At 39.5% G+C, this 17,311-nt stretch carries 17 protein-coding genes; 14 read left to right on the top strand and 3 right to left on the bottom strand.

Annotated elements, in window-relative coordinates; genetic code table 11:
- Positions 1 to 125 precede the first annotated feature (125 nt).
- The 9 genes from cas10 (at position 126) to V7K42_RS16300 (ending at position 8,998) form a co-directional block, all read left to right on the top strand.
- Positions 126 to 2,435 (top strand): type III-B CRISPR-associated protein Cas10/Cmr2, encoded by a 2,310-nt coding sequence (gene cas10, locus V7K42_RS16340; RefSeq protein ID WP_334917820.1) that lies wholly within the window; start codon positions 126 to 128, stop codon positions 2,433 to 2,435.
- Entirely contained in the window at positions 2,435 to 3,148 is a 714-nt protein-coding gene (locus V7K42_RS16335; protein ID WP_334917818.1) for an RAMP superfamily CRISPR-associated protein, read from the top strand. Before cas10 ends, V7K42_RS16335 begins: the two co-directional genes overlap by 1 nt.
- Positions 3,145 to 4,419 (top strand): type III-D CRISPR-associated RAMP protein Csx10, encoded by a 1,275-nt coding sequence (csx10, locus tag V7K42_RS16330; protein ID WP_334917816.1) that lies wholly within the window; start codon positions 3,145 to 3,147, stop codon positions 4,417 to 4,419. Before V7K42_RS16335 ends, csx10 begins: the two co-directional genes overlap by 4 nt.
- Positions 4,416 to 4,901, top strand: coding sequence for a hypothetical protein (locus V7K42_RS16325; protein ID WP_334917814.1), 486 nt, complete (start codon positions 4,416 to 4,418; stop codon positions 4,899 to 4,901). Before csx10 ends, V7K42_RS16325 begins: the two co-directional genes overlap by 4 nt.
- A gap of 5 nt (positions 4,902 to 4,906) precedes the next feature.
- Positions 4,907 to 5,767 carry a type III CRISPR-associated RAMP protein Csx7 gene (gene csx7 / locus V7K42_RS16320; RefSeq protein ID WP_334917812.1) on the top strand — a complete coding sequence of 287 codons (861 nt, stop codon included), beginning with the start codon at positions 4,907 to 4,909 and terminating at the stop codon, positions 5,765 to 5,767.
- Between the two features lie 8 nt (positions 5,768 to 5,775).
- Positions 5,776 to 6,753, top strand: coding sequence for an RAMP superfamily CRISPR-associated protein (locus V7K42_RS16315; RefSeq protein WP_334917810.1), 978 nt, complete (start codon positions 5,776 to 5,778; stop codon positions 6,751 to 6,753).
- Positions 6,750 to 7,187 carry a hypothetical protein gene (locus V7K42_RS16310; RefSeq protein WP_334917808.1) on the top strand — a complete coding sequence of 146 codons (438 nt, stop codon included), beginning with the start codon at positions 6,750 to 6,752 and terminating at the stop codon, positions 7,185 to 7,187. Before V7K42_RS16315 ends, V7K42_RS16310 begins: the two co-directional genes overlap by 4 nt.
- 22 nt (positions 7,188 to 7,209) lie before the next feature.
- Positions 7,210 to 8,286, top strand: a complete 1,077-nt coding sequence (locus V7K42_RS16305) for an RAMP superfamily CRISPR-associated protein (protein WP_334917806.1) — start codon at positions 7,210 to 7,212, stop codon at positions 8,284 to 8,286.
- A 67-nt stretch (positions 8,287 to 8,353) separates the two neighbouring features.
- Entirely contained in the window at positions 8,354 to 8,998 is a 645-nt protein-coding gene (locus V7K42_RS16300; protein WP_334917804.1) for a hypothetical protein, read from the top strand.
- A gap of 15 nt (positions 8,999 to 9,013) precedes the next feature.
- Here V7K42_RS16300 and V7K42_RS16295 read toward each other — a convergent pair whose 3' ends face one another.
- Positions 9,014 to 9,838, bottom strand: a complete 825-nt coding sequence (locus V7K42_RS16295; protein WP_334917801.1) for a hypothetical protein — start codon at positions 9,836 to 9,838, stop codon at positions 9,014 to 9,016.
- Between the two features lie 248 nt (positions 9,839 to 10,086).
- Between V7K42_RS16295 and V7K42_RS16290 the strand changes: the two genes are divergently transcribed.
- Both V7K42_RS16290 and V7K42_RS16285 read left to right on the top strand, forming a co-directional pair.
- A complete protein-coding gene (locus tag V7K42_RS16290) occupies positions 10,087 to 10,890 on the top strand; it encodes a PhzF family phenazine biosynthesis protein (protein ID WP_334917799.1) in 804 nt (267 codons plus the stop codon).
- Positions 10,891 to 11,280: 390 nt separating this feature from the next.
- Positions 11,281 to 11,727 (top strand): DUF4332 domain-containing protein, encoded by a 447-nt coding sequence (locus V7K42_RS16285; protein ID WP_334917797.1) that lies wholly within the window; start codon positions 11,281 to 11,283, stop codon positions 11,725 to 11,727.
- Between the two features lie 150 nt (positions 11,728 to 11,877).
- Here V7K42_RS16285 and V7K42_RS16280 read toward each other — a convergent pair whose 3' ends face one another.
- A complete protein-coding gene (locus tag V7K42_RS16280; protein WP_334917795.1) occupies positions 11,878 to 12,492 on the bottom strand; it encodes a TetR/AcrR family transcriptional regulator in 615 nt (204 codons plus the stop codon).
- A 149-nt stretch (positions 12,493 to 12,641) separates the two neighbouring features.
- Between V7K42_RS16280 and V7K42_RS16275 the strand changes: the two genes are divergently transcribed.
- From V7K42_RS16275 to V7K42_RS16265, 3 genes are all read left to right on the top strand, one after another.
- Positions 12,642 to 14,240, top strand: coding sequence for a M16 family metallopeptidase (locus V7K42_RS16275; RefSeq protein ID WP_334917793.1), 1,599 nt, complete (start codon positions 12,642 to 12,644; stop codon positions 14,238 to 14,240).
- Positions 14,241 to 14,318: 78 nt separating this feature from the next.
- Positions 14,319 to 15,803 (top strand): M16 family metallopeptidase, encoded by a 1,485-nt coding sequence (locus V7K42_RS16270; RefSeq protein ID WP_334917791.1) that lies wholly within the window; start codon positions 14,319 to 14,321, stop codon positions 15,801 to 15,803.
- A gap of 402 nt (positions 15,804 to 16,205) precedes the next feature.
- Positions 16,206 to 16,847 (top strand): Uma2 family endonuclease, encoded by a 642-nt coding sequence (locus tag V7K42_RS16265; RefSeq protein ID WP_334917869.1) that lies wholly within the window; start codon positions 16,206 to 16,208, stop codon positions 16,845 to 16,847.
- 137 nt (positions 16,848 to 16,984) lie between these two features.
- Here V7K42_RS16265 and rpmB read toward each other — a convergent pair whose 3' ends face one another.
- Positions 16,985 to 17,221 (bottom strand): 50S ribosomal protein L28, encoded by a 237-nt coding sequence (rpmB, locus tag V7K42_RS16260; RefSeq protein ID WP_334917789.1) that lies wholly within the window; start codon positions 17,219 to 17,221, stop codon positions 16,985 to 16,987.
- Positions 17,222 to 17,311 lie beyond the last annotated feature (90 nt).

Genomic DNA, 17,311 nt, shown 5'->3' with positions numbered 1-17,311 from the left:
AAAAGGGAGTATAAAAGAGTGTAGATATTTAAAAGATAAAAAAGTTACTTCCTACTAAACCATATCAGTAGAAAATAAGACTACTGGTAGGTTGAGACTATCACTCATTGCTTTGATTTAAGACGATGACAAACGATTATCGCATACGCACAATTACTGCATTAGCCTGGTGTCTTGCTTGGGGCGAAAAGCACAATCTCAATCAGGATGAACTCAGTACGTTGCATCAAATGCGACAGGCATTGCAAAAAGGGCAGGATGTGCCAGAAAGTACGGTATCTGTTGTTCAACAGGCACAGTATCTCTACGATATTCCCAATCCAAAGGAGTACTTCCCCAAAACCATTAAAGAGTTACACAACGATTATCGTGACCTCTGGGAACAGCAAACGCCTATTGGTTTAGTTTATGGCGGTGCAACTAAAATCAAACAATATGTTTTTGAAGCATCAAAATTACCGGATATTCGTGGTGCTTCAGCACTTCTTGACCGGATAAATTTAGTTGATTTACCTGCGTTTTTTGGTGACGGTAGACGATCGTTATCAATTGAGCAGTGGCTATATCGGAATTTTCCAGATTTAAGAAAAGCATTAATTCCTGAACTAATTATTTACTCTACAGGTGGCAGTATTCTCGCATTTTGTCCGGCTGCATTTGTTGATGATTTAGCAAATGCTATTGAAAAACGCTATACTGATGAAACTTTAACAGCTAATTCCTGTGCGGTTGGCGATACTTTTAAGTTATTAGAATTTCGATTTGGTTTGTTGCAAGACAAAATAGAAGATACTTTCTGGTTTGATAAATATGAGATTAATCAAGAAAATCCCATAATCAAAGCTTATTTTGGCCAATCGGAAGTTAGCGATCCTTTTGAAAGATTCCAAAATCGCAAGAATTTTAACGAGCTGGTAGGAAAATTGGCAACCCAGTTTACACAAAGACGCAATGGTAATAATTTAGCTATAGAAGAACAAGCTAAAAAACGTCCAAGTCGCTGCTATCCACCAATGTTTGAAACTCATCCATATCTGCAACGGGATGAAAGCGATCGCCGTTCTGCAATTATGAGAGTAGAGTTACCAAATAGTCGTTCTTTGTCGGAACCTTTAGCACGAAAACGCTTGATAGGAGAGATTGCTAAACGCGAAAGTTCTCACGCTTGGTATGACAACGCCAACTTGGAATGGAGACCTTTCGATATTTGGATTCCTAGCTGGGTAAAGAAGTTTGAGGAATTTATCAATGAAGAAGATAATCAACAATTAGCTAATCGATATTATAGTGATGTTAACAAAGAAGTAGAAGAAGCGCGTTCTCTGAGAGAAATTGCGTCAGCCAGCACTCCATCAGGATTTGTAGCTTATATCTACGCTGATGGTAACAATATGGGTGGCTATATTCGTCAGAAAATTAAGACACCACAAGATTCTCGACTTTTTAGTGAAGATATTTTTGATGCTACAGAAAAATCTGTTTACAAAGCTTTAGCTCAATATTTACATCCTTATAAATATATACCTGATGCTAAATCTAGCAGAACTAACAAAGAAACTGTTTGGATTCATCCTTTTGAAATTATCACGATTGGTGGTGATGATGTATTACTAGTTGTTCCAGCAGATAAGGCTTTAGAAATTTCTCAAGCTATTGGTGATGAGTTTGAAGAACATTTTTGGAGGACTGGCCGTTATTCATTAGAGCCAACAACACCTAATTTATTAGCACATCGCTACACCACAGATAATGTGCCGCCAGTTTCAAAATGTCTGTTGAGTATGTCAACGGGGGTATTGATTACAGCCCAGGATACGCCGATTTATTATGCAGACAAGCTGGTAAGTCAACTACTCAAATCGGCTAAAAAATATGCGAAGGAATTAAAGAAAGACCACAAATATTATGGTGGAACAGTAGATTTTCTAGTTATGAAAGCTGTAACGATGATTTCCTCAAATATTAACGAGTTTCGAGAACAGGGATTAATCAAAAATAAAGATGGAGAATCCAAGTTAAAGCTTTATGCTTCTCCTTATACATTATATGAATTAGGTGGACTGTTAGAAACTGCTAAGGCTTTTAAAAAAGCCGAATTTCCGCGATCGCAACTTTACCAAATTCGCAGTTTACTAGAACGAGGTAAGCGTACAGCTATCCTTAACTATCGCTATTTTCGGATTCGGCTGACAAATGAAAAAGCTAAACAAGAATTAAAAGATAAATTTGAATTAGCTTGGTGTCAACCTAAAGATTCATCTAATAACGGTAATTTAGCACCTTGGATGTCTTTACAAGAAAGCGATTCACAGGATGCAGAAAAATCGAGAATGACTTATGAAACTATTTGGCGAGAATTAGTTGATTTGTATCCGTTTATTACTGAAGAAGTAGAAACTCTTGCCGAACAATCAACTGCACCAGAGGTAAGATAATGATTTATTTAGATTGTCTTTCTTCTGTTGAAACTGATACTATCCGACTTAACGCTGTAATTGACACTGCATTGTGTGTAGGTGCAGGTGGTTCCTCTGGTTCATTAGCAGATAAACCCATTGTCCGCAATGCACAAGGACAACTTTTAATACCCGCTTCACAACTCAAAGGAAGATTGCGTCATGAATGCGAAAAGCTTGCACGTAGTTTAGGATGGCAAATATTTTCTGCACCTTCAGCACAGTTACTTTGTCCAACTGAAAAACAAGTATCGAGTCAGTTTATAAACGATTATCAAATTCCCGGTTATAAAGGATATCACTGTTTTATTTCTAAAATATTTGGCGATCCAATTTTACCTTCACGGATTATTGTTGATGATTTAATTTGCTCTTTACCAGCAGTAGATTTAGAAGAAGTTTTGCGTCCTGGTGTGACAATTAACCGCAAAAGACGTACCGCAGAGGAGAAGAAATTGTATTTATTAGAAACTTCTCCAGTCAATACTCAACTAAATTTTAAGGGAGATATTCATCTGTTACCAAATTGTCCAATTTATGCCAAAGCTTTGATAGTTGCAGCTTTACATCATATTCACGCCTTGGGTGGTAGCAAATCTGCAGGGTTAGGATGGTTGCATTGGGAGGGACTACCGAAAATTTCTAGTGATGATGCAGCTTGGTTAAGTTTATTACCAAAGGCGGAATCATGACACGACTAGAATTAACCATCACAGCTTTATCTCCCCTTGCGCCAGGACGACAAAAACCCGGTGGTTCTGTGAGTGAGGTGGAAAACTATATTTCTGGTTCGGTGTTGCGGGGTGCGATCGCTTCCCAAATTTTACAACTATCTGGTCAGCAGTCAGCAAATTTAGCAGAGAATGGTGGTGATTTTCAAACTATATTTTTAGGGGAAAATCCAGCTATTTTTGGGAATGCTTACCCCGCAGTTACGAAAATAGACAATGAATCGACAGATGTAAGTCAGCAAATCAAGGTTTTACCTGCAACTGCTGTTAGTTCTAAAACCAATCCTGGCTTTACTTCCAGTCGCGGACACGGAGTTTTTGATACTCTCATAGATGCGTTTTGTGCAACAGCCTATAATCAACCTTACGACCCCAGCGACCCCAAAGCGATCGCAGAAGGAACAAACCCCCAGGTCGAAACTTATAATAGTTTTTACAGCAAAGTAAAAGATAAATATTACAGCCACGATGCAACTAGCCGCTTTTTGACACGAGTGGGAATTAATCGTCGTCGCGCTACCGCAGAAGAAGAAATCCTTTACAGTGTGCAAGTTTTGAATGAGTCTTTTTTGAAAAATACTAAGACAGATGAATGGGATAACGTCGTATTTCGTAGTTTTGTTGTTGTTCCCAATGAATCTTTAGCTGAAGAATTGCAAAAATTCATCGAGAGAAATTCCTACAACTTCCGAATTGGTGGTTCGGCTTCCAGAGGTTTAGGTAAGGTCAAAATTACAGTCAGCAAAGGACAATCACCAGTTAAAAGCATTAAATCTCGAATTGAGGAGTTTAACAAAGCATTAAAAACTAGGTGGGGACTTTGGTCTATTTTCGGTCAACCTCAAGGTGATTTGTTGGCAGATAAAACTTATTTCACCCTCGATTTACAATCTGATGCCATTCTTACCGAAAATTGGCAACGCACAACGGTAGTTTCAGCCGAGATGCTGAAAGAGTTTGCCAAAGTTGATTCATCGCCGTTCATGCACGTTGCTTATAGCAGCTATGAATATCGTTCTGGCTGGAATTCTGCTTGGGGATTAATGAAAGATGTAGAACTTGTGACGAATAAAGGTTCTGTATACTTGTTCAGCACAACCGAACCAGAGAAATGGTATGCAGCATTAGAAATTATAGAAGCAAAAGGAATAGGCGATCGCACCTGCGAAGGTTTTGGACAGGTGGAAGTTTGCAATGAATTTCATCAAGTTTTTCGTGAGGATGCAAAATGACTCAGATATTAGACCCCAAGGTAGCGCTAAAAGTACAAAAAGCGATTCGCCAAGCAGAAGATGATTTGGTGATTGCAATTGAAACCGCTTTAGATAATTGTGAATATAGTAAATCTGGTGATAAAAAACTAGAGGAATCACAGTTTAATAATTTGCTGAGAGTTGCTGACACAACTGATAGTCCAGAAGTAATTAAAAATTTTATTTGTTATCAAGTTGGTAGGGATGAAAAATGGGGAAGAGGTAAAAAATCTCTTGCGGCTAAAATCATTCAAGATATAGATATTTCTTTAAAAATAAGAGCTAATGAAATTGTTACAGATAATCCAGGAGCAGATTTAAAATATATATGGATACAACTTATTCGCCGCTACATTGGTTACGGTTCGCGTTATTTATTGTATCTTAATAAAGTAAAAAAAGAGCAAAATTTATCTGTTGTTGAGCCTCGAAAACCTGAAGTAATTAGAGATGATAAATAAAAATTATGTTTGATACTTTTAAAAATCGTTTAGAAATTATAGGAAAAATCTCTACAATCACAGCATTGCGTATTAGTTCTGGCCGTTCTACCGAGCCAATTGGGGCTGATTTACCTGTGATTAAAGATGCATTAGAACAACCATTGATACCTGGTGCTAGCTTCAAAGGAGCATTGCGATCGCGTCTCGAAAGTTTCTTACGAGGAATTGATATCAGTCTAGCTGAAGACCCTGCTAGTTTTACGAGTCCAAGCCGAAATCAAATTATCAAAAAGCTCAAAGAAGATTATCACGATGATGCTATTTTAACTGATAAATTACTTAATCAAACAGATTTAATTTCGCGTCTTTTTGGTTCACCTTGGATTGCTAGTAAATTTCAAGTGCGAGATTTAACAGTAGAGACTGATACATGGTTTGGACAATATCAAGAACGTGATGGGGTTGCAATTGACCGCGATACAGAAACAGCAGCAGATGGAAAACTTTATAATTTTCAAGTGGTTCCATCTGGTACAAATTTTCATTTGAAAATAGTCGTCGAAAATGCAGAAAACTGGGAACTAGGTTTACTGATGATTGGACTACATCAGTTTGAAAGCGAACAGATACCACTAGGAGGCGGACGTTCTCGTGGCTTAGGTGTTGTGAGTTTAAAAGTTGAGCAACTGCAATGGTTTGATACTGGAGGTGATTCGGGAAAGCTTTTGAATTATTTACAAAATCAAGTCATGAAGAATATGAATGACTATCAATATCGTGAAGAAAAAATGGAAGGACTCAAGCAAGACTGGACAGAAGCTTTAATTCTTCACTTGAGAAACTTCATATCAAATAATTATACAATCCCAGCTAAGACTGAGTAAATTTAGCCATGCACAAGCGATTAGTTAACCACTGTACGATTGATTTCAGTATCATTCCTGTTGGGCCAATTCTCATTAAATCGGGAAAAGAAGGTGCAAACCCAACGAAACCTAATATGGAGTTTGTAGAAACTTACCACGCGGGTGGACGTTCAGTTTACCTTCCTGGAAGTTCTCTTAAGGGTGCGATTCGCGCTCATGCTGAACGTATTGTACGCACAGTAGGAAGCGATAAACGTCCCATATCAGACCCCAAATCAGATAAATTTGAACTTTGGGCTGATGACCCTTTAAAAAATGAAAATTACGAATATTTAAAGAAATTAGCACCTGCTGAAATCTACAAACAATCTTCTTTTACTGACCAAATATTTGGTAATACTAATATTGCTAGTCGTCTCCGCATTCAAGATGCTTATCCTGATACAACTAAACCTCTGAAAATTGAAGAGCGTAATGGAGTCGCAATTGACCGCGTTTTTGGTTCTGCTGTGCGAGGTGCATTATTTAACTACGAAGTTTGTACATTCGGAGATTTTCGCACAAAAATCCACCTGAAGAATTTCTCTTTGGCACAGTTGGGGTTAATCGGTTTAGTATTGCGCGATTTAAATGACGGTTGGTTTGGTCTTGGTTTTGCCAAATCTCGCGGTATGGGTACAGTCAAATTACAATACCACTCGGCTGTAGTGCAATATCCTGGCTGTGAATTACGAGGTGATAAAATCTACGCTATTGGTAAAGAGTTAAATTGGCCAAATACTTACTTACTAGGCGCAGGAGTGTTTTTGCAAGGGAAAGAAGCAAACCCTTATAAATTTCCTATTGATGATAAACAAGATACCATAATCACTGCCGAAGAAATGTCTTATGGTTTTGGGGTGCAGTTAACTTGGAAAGGAGAAGATGAGAGGGGCATTCCAGATTTATTTACTCGTGCTGTTCGTCAATGGCGTGAGTTATTACCAAAAGGAGTTAGTGCATGAGTTTTGTGGGATATAAGCAAGTCTCATCGTCAAAAGAATTACGAACCTTACTCAAAGATTACTATCAGCAACCTAGTTATTATTTTTTGCGTTGGACACATCAAGTTAGTGGCATTTTAACTGATTTGCCACCAGACTTTCCTAGTTATGAAGGACAAATGTTTAATACAGAATTAGAGCTTCGCTGGAAGCAGAATAATGGCGGATATCAAGTGTTATTGCTCAGTCAAAATCAGCCAAAGACAGAATTAGAATTTACCCCTATTGGTAAAGATTGGACAATCTGCGATCGCAATGCTTATTTGTATGATATAGATGAGACTAAATTCCCTAAAAAATTCATCTACCCTGAAAAACTTTCTTTAGGTCAACGCTATTTTCAAGATACTGAAACATCGACTATACATTTTGTTGCTTTAACTATAAAAACATAAAACTCTAATATTTCAGATATATATGCCTAGAAATTATAACTTTATCTCTCTACCACAACAGAAACCTGACAGATTAAACATTCTAGGAAATGAAGGAAAGGATAAATTTGGACACGATAAATATCAACTCAATAATCAACGTTTTAGCGGTAAATTATTTTTAAATTTAATAGTTGTTTCACCTGTGTCTGTAAATTCAGGTATCACCGTTATGGGTAGCGATTTAGCACAACAAACTTTAGATGCTACCTCAGCCAAATATGTTGCAACAATTAGTCTGATTCAATCTTCTGTACAACAAAATCAGCGACTGATCATTCCTGGCAGTTCTCTCAAAGGGGTTGTACGTTCAATATATGAAGCCATAACAAGAAGCTGTTTTTGTAAAACTAATGCGACAGTTCCCGATGAGTACAGGGAGTGTAAAGATACATCACAACTTTGTCCAGCTTGCGTGACATTTGGTGCAATGAGTTGGCTGGGACTGGTACATTTTCATGATGCCAAATATGACCCTGATAACGATAAGCCAGGCTTCCAAACAGGACTGATTACTCCTTTGTTTTCTCCTAAACCTGAAGCTGTTGATTTAGAAACTGGTGAAAAGGTTTATTATGATAAAAACAATAATGTTCGCGGTCGTAAATTTTATCCCCATTCTTATGAGGAAGAAGTCAAACCAACCATTCGTATCCAACAGGCGGAATTAGGGAAAAAGTTTACAACTTATCTAAGTTATGCAAATTTGACAAAAGCGCAATTAGGAACATTATTAATTGCTTTAGGTCAAGACCCAGAAAACCGACTAGGATTAAAAATAGGTAGCGGTAAACCTGTGGGAATGGGAACCATGAAGATAGATGTAGTTAAAATCGAGCAATTAAACATTAATCGCTACTTATCTTATAATTCAAACTCCTCAGTTTTAGAAGGCAATCAATTACAAACATTCATTTTAGATGCTATTCAATCTGCTAAACCTCAACCCGAATCTAAGCAATCGACAAATCAACCTAAGAAACCAATAAAGAAGTCTGCTAATCAAGCATTAGTACAGCTAAAACAATTACAAGAATTAAAAGAAATATTAAATATATAAATATACCCAATTTATTAAATAAGTCGGGGTTCTGAGACTCGCGTAAATAGCTTGAGGATAATAACCAGTGCAAATTAAAGAATATTTGCCAGAAGACCAGATGTGGGATATGGCTTATGCAATCGCAAATAAACTTGTTCAAGAACAACAGCAAATTGAACCCACTAAAGATGGTATTCGGTCTGAGTTAAATAAAATTATTGCCTATCTTCGTACTACGATTAGTCAAAATCAAGATAATCTTGGTGAGAATTTTTTCAAATATTTAAAAACACTTGTTGATAACAGTAAAAGCCTAAAACGTAGTGATAGAACTCCTGAGTATTATCGTAGCATTCAGAAAATTTGCACTCAACATTTAGCAGCTATACAGTCAAATCCTGAAGCCATGCTAGAAGTCTTGGGGTGGTCATCTCGTCTATTCATAGCAGCTACGTTAGAAAATTTTGGCGAATCTACCCAAACAAATCGACAAATGGAAATCCAAACGGCTGCTAAATCTCAAAACTTGCAAGAAGGCGATGAGATAGAAGCCAACATAACAAAAATTAGTGGCAATAAAGTTACCTATCAGTTATTAAATATTTTCTCTAAAACAGTAAAAGAGCCAAAACATTATACATCATTACAACTTGGGCAGACAGTCATAGTTGAAATTACTGAAATAGAAAATGGAGTTCCAAAGAAAATTAAATATATTAGACCTAAATAAATAACGAAACCAAACCTACAAATTATGTTGACCCTCTGCTACATAAGCCGAATCTGCAACAATCCCTATCAAAGTTACGGAAGTATTTGCAGCAACATAATAGTAATCAACTCGCGTTGCTAAATTCTTCACTTCTTCAGAAAATCCATCGATATAGATAACTAAAACAGTTGCTTTATCTAACCAGTTTAGTGCTAAATCAATCTGATTTTTTACTTTCTCTTCTCGTTTGTTTTTAGCATCATCTTTTGATAATCCAGCAAAATCTTGTCCTTCAAGTAGCTTAGAATTAATCAAATCTAAGACAAAAATATCTCCAACTGGCTTCTTGGGTTTTCTCTTTTGATGCCAAAATCTAACTTTGGCAAAACCTCTAGTTCGCAACAGCTTACAATCATCTGGTTCTGTTGTATCATCACTAGGTAAGTAATAATCGACAACTGTTGAACCAATTACTCTTTCGCGCTGCAAAGAACGCTTGACACTCTCAACTTCAGACTGAACTAAATCTACAATTTTATTCTCTACTTCTCGGTTAATTAATTGACTAGCGACTTTCTTAGCATCATCTAAATTTTTACCAACAGCAAAAGCTAAAAATCCACCTAAAAAGGCAAATACCACTAAGGTAAATTGCATGGCTGCAACAAATCTGTTAAAGCTTTCACCTAGTTGACCATTTGTAGCTTTGAGAAATTCTAACTGGCTTTTTAATAGTTCAATATCATTGAGATTTTTCGCAGGGTTTAATACTGGTGAAGGTGTGGGTGTAGGAGTTGGAGTTTGGGCAATCACCAAATTCCACAGGTGAGATAAATCAATTGAGGGTAGCCAATCCATAAATATTTTGTTTACAGCGATTATCTATTCATTTAATCATGTGCGATCGCATCACTCTACAAATCCAACTTTAACTAGAAGCGATCGCACAATCCACTCCAACTTTAACTAAATCCCGAATGTATTTCCATCCCCTTGAGGGGTAATGATTTGAAAACAACAGCCTTAAAAATAATGGTAATTATAGGCATAAATCTTTAACCCATTCCTGATAAGTATATTGCTGTCTAACTTTCAAGGGGACTTTAATGGGACAAACCACCATTACTCAGGTTGATGCTTTTACCAATATACCTTTTGCGGGAAATCCTGCTGCTGTATGTGTTTTGCCTACTCGCCAAAATGAACGCTGGATGCAAAACGTAGCACAGGAGATGAATTTATCTGAGACAGCTTTTCTAGTTAGACAGGATGATGGCTTCAATCTGCGTTGGTTTACGCCCACAGTAGAAGTACCGCTTTGTGGTCATGCAACCTTAGCTAGTGCTCATGTACTTTGGTCAGAGGGGTATTTGTCAGCTGATGAAGTTGCGCGTTTTTATACTAAAAGCGGAGTACTGATTGCTAAGTTACAAGGTGAGTGGATTGAGTTAGATTTTCCCGTCAATCACTCACAAAAAACAGTCGCCCCGCGAGAACTCCAGGCTGCTTTGGGTGTACCGTACAAATCTGTTTTCTTGAATTCTTTTGGTTATTTGGTGGAATTGGAATCTGAAGATTTAGTACGGCAAATACAGCCTAATTTCCAAATATTGAAAACATTACCTATTTCTGAAGTTATTGTCACCAGCATTACGGACTCTGATTCAGAATATGATTTCGTCTCTCGTTTATTTGCACCGGGTTTAGGGATTGATGAAGACCCTGTAACTGGGGCAACTCATTGCTGTCTCGCTCCCTTCTGGCGCGATCGCTTACACAAAGATGAGTTGTTGGCTTATCAAGCATCCCGGCGCGGTGGAGTCGTAAAAGTCCGCTATAACGGAGGCGATCGCGTCTTTCTCGCTGGACAAGCGGTAACTGTTATGCGAGGTGAGTTAATTACCGCATAAACCTAGATTACAAATCAATCGCATCCGGTAAAAATTCGGTGGCTACTGCTATAACTATCACACCCATCCTAATGTTAGTCGATACAATGGCATTGTTAGTCAAAACAATCGTATTGTCAGGCGATACAATCGCATTGTTAGTCAAAACAATCGTATTGTCAGGCGATACAATCGCATTGTTAGTCGATACAATCGCATTGTCAGACGATACAATCGCATTGCAGTAGGTTGCATTTAGATGTGAAACGTTCCCGCAGGGTAGCAGGAAAAAAATGCCAAAATTGAAAGGCTTAGATACCCAATTTTTTAGATAAGTTAGGTATATCGTTGTTTACCAATGATTTAGGATTGCTGTATATGTGAGTGAACAAATCTATATTTAGTTTTAAAATGTCTGCTAAAAATACAAATAATCGAAATCTGCTTGCATCTCGTGACTGGCCAATCGAGCAATTACCTGGACTGAGCCATGACGAACAATCACAACTGCAAAATTGTGGGATTAATACCACAGTAGCGCTAGTCAAACAAGGCAAGACTCTAGAGGCACGGCTGGCGTTAGCAAATAAATTACAGATTCATCTTCAGTATGTAAATAAATGGATGGCTTTAGCTGACTTAGCGCGTATTCCCAGCGTAGGCGTGCAATATTGTGGTTTATTGCTTCACGCAGGTATTGGTTCTGTAACCCAATTGGCACAGACACCCACTCACAGATTGCACCAACAAATCATGCGCTTGCAAGTAGCAACAATGCAGCGCCGAGATTTGTGTCCAGCGATTGAGCTAGTACAACAATGGAGTCAGCAAGCGCAAATAGTGCTGAGTGGGGAGTAGGAGCAGGGGGGCAGGGGAGCAGGGGGGCAGGGGGGCAGAGGAGCAGGGGGAGCAGGGGAAGCAGGGGGAGCAGGGGGAGCAGGGGGAGCAGGGGGAGCAGGGGAAGAAAGAATAACTAATGACGAATGACAAATGACTAATGACTAATGACTAATCCTTAGCTAAAACACCATTGAGGAAGATATCAGCGAGTCCTTCGGCCATTTCTTGCATTTGTTGGGGGGAAGCGTCAGGTTCGATGAGGGTGTTGTTAGAAAAACCTGCGATCGCAAACATTCCCAAGAAAACTTTTGCAACTAGCTTCGCGTCCCCTTGGCGATAAATACCTTTATGCATCGCTGTTTGAAAAAATGCTTCGCCTACATCAGTCATTTTGGTAATCACTTCTAATTGAATGCGATCGCGTAAATCGGGGTGAAATTGCACCTCCATAAAACAAACGCGCATCAAATCGGCATTTTTTTGAAAGTTCCACATCCGGCGACGCATCACCTGAGCTACGGCTTTATAGCTGCCCATTTCACTTAATTCTGTCAGCAAATCGGTTAAAATTTCTACCCAGCCACTTGTGGCTACTTCTACTAAAATTGCTTTTTTATTGGGAAAATGACGAAATAACGTGCCTTCAGCTACACCTGCCGCCTGCGCTAAATCACGGGTTGTAGTGCCGTCAAATCCTTGAGAGGCAAACAACCGTTGTGCAGCCTGTAAAATCCGGGTGCGCGTCTGAGCCTCTGAGGGTGGGGAAGAATTAAAAACTCGCATAAAAGTTTTGGTAATATTTGCGGAACACGATTTGTAGCATTATTGTCTAACGTCAAGTAAAAAAGCTCAACAAGCTTAATACAACATTAACGTCCTTTTGCTAAGTATCCTGTTTCTCAGGTAGTGTAACTTTATCCTAATTTTTGCTTATGAACCAGATCGGTCGGTCAATTTTGGATTTATTACGGCGGTTGTTTGTCACTTTGTTGGCTTTGATAGTTTTCTGGTGGGGATTACTACCAGAAATTGCTCTGGCTCAAACTCAAACAGCACCTCCTCAACAAGCCAAAACTCAAACTCCACCAGTTCAAAGTTCGATCCAACCTTATCTGGATCGAGTCATTAAACAGTTAACGGAGTTTCGCCTCGATAATGGTCTAAAATTCCTTGTCTTGGAACGACATCAAGCGCCTGTAGTTTCTTTTCTTACTTATGCAAATGTGGGTGGTGTGGATGAGTCAGATGGTAAAACTGGTGTAGCTCACTTTCTGGAACATTTGGCATTCAAAGGTACAACGCGCATTGGCACACAAGACTACAAAGCAGAAAAACCTCTGCTAGAGAAATTGCAGCAGTTAGATACTCAAATTAAAACAGCGAAAGCCGGCGGCAAAAAAGATGAAGTTGCACGGTTAGAAGCTGAATTTAAGCAAGTAGAATCACAAGCAGGTAAGCTTGTCAAGCAAAACGAATTGGGGCAAATTGTCGAACAAGCGGGAGGTGTGGGTTTAAATGCCAATACTTCAACTGAAGCTACCCGTTATTTTTATAGTTTTCCTGCCAATAAGCTGGAACTTTGGATGTCGTTGGAGTCGGAACGATTTCTCGATCCGGTAATTCGTCGTGAGTTTTATAAAGAGAAAGATGTAATTTTAGAAGAACGACGGATGCGGGTAGAAAATTCTCCCATTGGGCAAATGGTGGAAAAGTTTATCGATACTGCTTATAAAGTCCATCCTTACAAGCGTCCGGTGATTGGTTATGACCAAGATATCCGCAATCTGACACCAGATGATGTCCAGAATTTTTTTGATACTCACTATGTACCAAGTAATTTAGCGATCGCAATTGTCGGAGATGTGAACCCGGCTGAGGTGAAAAAACTAGCGCAAACTTATTTTGGCCGCTATAAAGCAAAAACCAAAGCTGTTGAACAAATCCCGGTAGAACCATCACAAAAACAAACACGGGAAGTTACTGTACAACTACCTTCTCAACCTTGGTATTTAGAAGGTTATCATCGTCCGGCAATTACTCATCCAGATAATGCAGTCTATGAAATCATTGGCAGTTTATTAAGTGATGGGCGCACATCGCGCTTGTATAAGTCTTTGGTAGAAAAACAGCGTTTGGCGTTAAATGCTCAAGGTTACAGTGGATTTCCTGGAGATAAGTACCCAAACTTGATATTTTTCTATGCTCTCACGGCTCCTGGACATACAGTTGATGAAGTGGCGGTGGCTTTGCGCCAAGAGATTGACAAATTAAAAACTGAGCCTGTAGCGGCGGTTGATTTGGAAAGGGTGAAAACCCAAGCACGGGCGGGTTTGTTGCGTACCCTCGATTCAAATATGGGGATGGCTCAACAATTGCTGGAATATGAGGTGAAAACTGGCTCTTGGCGGAATTTGTTTAAGCAGTTGGATGATATTTCGGCGGTAACGACGGCTGATATTGGACGAGTGGCGAAGGAGACGTTTACGCCGGAAAATCGCACGATTGGGAAGTTGTTGTCGAAAGAAGGTTAAGAGAAACGAACCGCAGAGGCGCTGAGGGCGCAGAGGAAGAGAGATATGCAGAGGTACAAGGTGAAGGGGAAAAGGCGGATGGGGTTGAAAATCAAGAATGGGAAGGGGTTAATTTATGCTTTGGTTGCTGTTTTTGCGTGTTTGCTTTTAACTTGTAATTTTTCTTTGGCGGCGACGACTGAGGCGAAGCATTATACTGAGTTGCAGCTACCAGCGCTACCTGAGATTAAGATACCTAAATATGAGCGGTTTGTTCTCCAAAATGGCTTGGTTGTCTATTTGATGGAGGATCACGAATTGCCGTTGGTGAATGGGACGGCGTTTGTACGGACAGGAAATCGCTTGGAACCAATGGAGAAAGTTGGTTTAGCTGGTTTTACAGGCGAGGTGATGCGATCTGGGGGAACTAAGCAGCATTCGGCTGATGAACTCAATGAGATGTTGGAACAACGAGCGGCATCTGTTGAAGCTAGTATTAATGAAGGTTCTGGTGGTGCTAGCTTTGATGCATTGAGTGAAGATTTAGAAACAGTGTTTGGGCTGTTTGCCGAGGTGCTGCGATCGCCAGCATTTGCTCAAGAAAAGTTAGACTTGGCTAAGACACAAGCCAAAGGTGGCATTGCCCGTCGTAATGACAATCCATATGGGATTGCTAGTCGAGAATTTAAGAAATTGATCTATGGGAAAGATAGTCCTTATGCTCGCACCATAGAGTATGCAACGGTGGATCGAGTTGAGCGTGAGGATTTGCTCAATTTTTATCAGCAATATTTCCACCCCAATAATATAATTTTGGGGATTGTGGGAGATTTTGACTCCAAGAAAATGCGATCGCTCGTTCAAGCTAAGTTTGGCGACTGGAACCGTAACCCAGGTATTGGTAAACCCAAATTACCAGACGTTTCGCCAGCTAATACAGGTGGAGTCTTTTTTGTCAATCAGCCACAACTAACCCAAAGTAGCGTGCTTATCGGTCATTTAGGCGGACGGTTCGACAGTCCCGATTATGCTGCGCTGGATGTATTAAATGGGGTATTAAATGGATTTGGCGGACGCTTATTTAATGAAGTGCGATCGCGCCAAGGTATAGCATACTCTGTATACGGCCAGTGGAGTCCCCGCTACGATTATCCTGGGATGTTTATTGCTGGTGGACAAACGCGATCGGATGCTACTGTGCAGTTTGTCAAAGCCTTACAAGCTGAAATCAAGCGTACCCAAACTCAAAGAGTGACAGCAAAAGAACTGGCTTTTGCGAAAGAATCTACACTCAACTCTTTTGTATTCAACTTTCAAGATCCCAGCCAAACCTTATCACGGTTGATGCGATACGAATATTATGGCTATCCGGCTGATTTTCTCTTTCGCTATCAAAAAGCCGTCGCCGCCACTACAGCTGCTGATGTGCAACGGGTAGCGCGAGAATACCTGAAGCCAGAAAAGATCGTGACTCTAGTCGTAGGGAATCAAACCACCATTCAACCACCATTGACACAGCTAGCAACAAAGGTGACACCAATTGATGTAACGATTCCTGGTTCGCCACCTCAGACGAAGAATTAATCACAAATTGCGATCGTAAGCCCTAACTAGAGACGCGATTTATCGCGTCTCTAGTCAAATAAAATAATTTGCTTCTTTATCGGGAAACGACTCAGGACAAATTGTAGTAACCAGTAGAAACTAAATCAGGAACCAAAACCTCTGGAATCCCCAGAGGTTTTTTTTTAACTGTAGTGATGTCGTAGCAAAAATTGTCGCAGCGTATTATATCACAATACAGTTTAGTTAAGCATTTTTTCCTTCTCTCTGTGTTCTCTGCGCCTCTGTGGTAATGCCTCCGGCACGCTCCGCGAACGTTAAAAAAATTGATTTCACAAAAGGTTTTAGCCTTAACTGAACCGTATCGCATTACATCAAGTAAAGTAAGCTAAATTTAGGTATAAGCTACTGGGAGTGGAGATGATGTTGTTGGAATTAAAGCGCATCCATGTTCCACCAGGACAAAGAGTGCTATTGCGAGATGTAACCTGGCAGGAATTGGAAACAATTCTAGAAGATTTAGGGGAACATCGTGCAGCACGAATTGCTTATGACAGGGGAATACTAGAAATTATGGCCCCACTACCAGAACATGAATATGACAAAGAAATTATTGGCGATTTAGTCAAAGCCCTTCTGGAAGAGTTAAATACTGAGTTCATCAGTCTTGGTTCTACCACTTTCAAAAATCAAGCAATGGCTCAAGGTATAGAACCCGATCAGTGTTTCTATATCAAAAATGAATTTAAGATTCGCGGTAAGAAGCGACTAGATTTAGAAGTAGACCCTCCTCCAGATTTAGCTCTAGAAATTGATATCACTTCTCGCACTCATCCTAATATTTATGAAGCTTTAAAAGTACCTGAGCTTTGGCGTTTTAATAAAAGAAACCTCCAAATTCATGTTCTGCGAGATGGGCATTATGTAGAGTCTCAGCAAAGCCTAAATTTTCCTCAATTTAAACTAGTTGAGGCGATTCCCCAATATCTCAAGCAAAGTACAACAGCAGGTAGAAACTCAACGCTTAAAGCTTTTCGTCTTTGGGTACAAAAGCAAATAGAATAATTCGTAATTCGTAATTAATTTTGGGTACTGATCTGCATAATTTAAGTCATGTTTTGGTAGGGAACCAGGATGAACAGCGGCCAAAGCCGCTTATCCTGTCTCCCGTACATAGTCTCAGGTTATCAAATCCAGACTACTTAGTAATGATTCAGGTTAATGCCAGCTTCTTTTGCCATTGCGTCTAACCCTTTAATTTCTAGGGTTTTAATTGCTTTAGTAGAAAGCTTTAATTTTACCCAGCGATTTCCGCCTGCCCACCAAACACGCTTGTTTTGTAGATTGGCGTGCTGAAGGCGTTTTGTGCGGCGGTGGGAGTGGGAAACAGCAAAGGCATTATTTGCCTTCTTACCAGTTAGTTCACAGCGACGAGACATAGCAACTATCTCCAGATTTATATTTTAATACAGCCTTTCCATTCTATGTCTAAGACAACAGAAGTGGAGAGAGGAGATGGGGAAGAGGCA

It is taken from the genome of Nostoc sp., assembly GCF_036917455.1.
Taxonomy (GTDB): domain Bacteria; phylum Cyanobacteriota; class Cyanobacteriia; order Cyanobacteriales; family Nostocaceae; genus Nostoc.
The sequence above is the reverse complement of the archived record's forward strand: the minus strand, read 5'-3'. Positions and strand labels throughout refer to the sequence as shown.

Bases quoted from the DNA above. Each gene is read 5' to 3' on its own strand.
- cas10 (WP_334917820.1), top strand. From the start codon at position 126: ATGACAAACGATTATCGCATACGCACAATTACTGCATTAGCCTGGTGT.
- V7K42_RS16335 (WP_334917818.1), top strand. From the start codon at position 2,435: ATGATTTATTTAGATTGTCTTTCTTCTGTTGAAACTGATACTATCCGA.
- csx10 (WP_334917816.1), top strand. From the start codon at position 3,145: ATGACACGACTAGAATTAACCATCACAGCTTTATCTCCCCTTGCGCCA.
- V7K42_RS16325 (WP_334917814.1), top strand. From the start codon at position 4,416: ATGACTCAGATATTAGACCCCAAGGTAGCGCTAAAAGTACAAAAAGCG.
- csx7 (WP_334917812.1), top strand. From the start codon at position 4,907: ATGTTTGATACTTTTAAAAATCGTTTAGAAATTATAGGAAAAATCTCT.
- V7K42_RS16315 (WP_334917810.1), top strand. From the start codon at position 5,776: ATGCACAAGCGATTAGTTAACCACTGTACGATTGATTTCAGTATCATT.
- V7K42_RS16310 (WP_334917808.1), top strand. From the start codon at position 6,750: ATGAGTTTTGTGGGATATAAGCAAGTCTCATCGTCAAAAGAATTACGA.
- V7K42_RS16305 (WP_334917806.1), top strand. From the start codon at position 7,210: ATGCCTAGAAATTATAACTTTATCTCTCTACCACAACAGAAACCTGAC.
- V7K42_RS16295 (WP_334917801.1), bottom strand. From the start codon at position 9,838: ATGGATTGGCTACCCTCAATTGATTTATCTCACCTGTGGAATTTGGTG.
- V7K42_RS16290 (WP_334917799.1), top strand. From the start codon at position 10,087: ATGGGACAAACCACCATTACTCAGGTTGATGCTTTTACCAATATACCT.
- V7K42_RS16285 (WP_334917797.1), top strand. From the start codon at position 11,281: ATGTCTGCTAAAAATACAAATAATCGAAATCTGCTTGCATCTCGTGAC.
- V7K42_RS16280 (WP_334917795.1), bottom strand. From the start codon at position 12,492: ATGCGAGTTTTTAATTCTTCCCCACCCTCAGAGGCTCAGACGCGCACC.
- V7K42_RS16275 (WP_334917793.1), top strand. From the start codon at position 12,642: ATGAACCAGATCGGTCGGTCAATTTTGGATTTATTACGGCGGTTGTTT.
- V7K42_RS16270 (WP_334917791.1), top strand. From the start codon at position 14,319: ATGGGGTTGAAAATCAAGAATGGGAAGGGGTTAATTTATGCTTTGGTT.
- V7K42_RS16265 (WP_334917869.1), top strand. From the start codon at position 16,206: ATGTTGTTGGAATTAAAGCGCATCCATGTTCCACCAGGACAAAGAGTG.
- rpmB (WP_334917789.1), bottom strand. From the start codon at position 17,221: ATGTCTCGTCGCTGTGAACTAACTGGTAAGAAGGCAAATAATGCCTTT.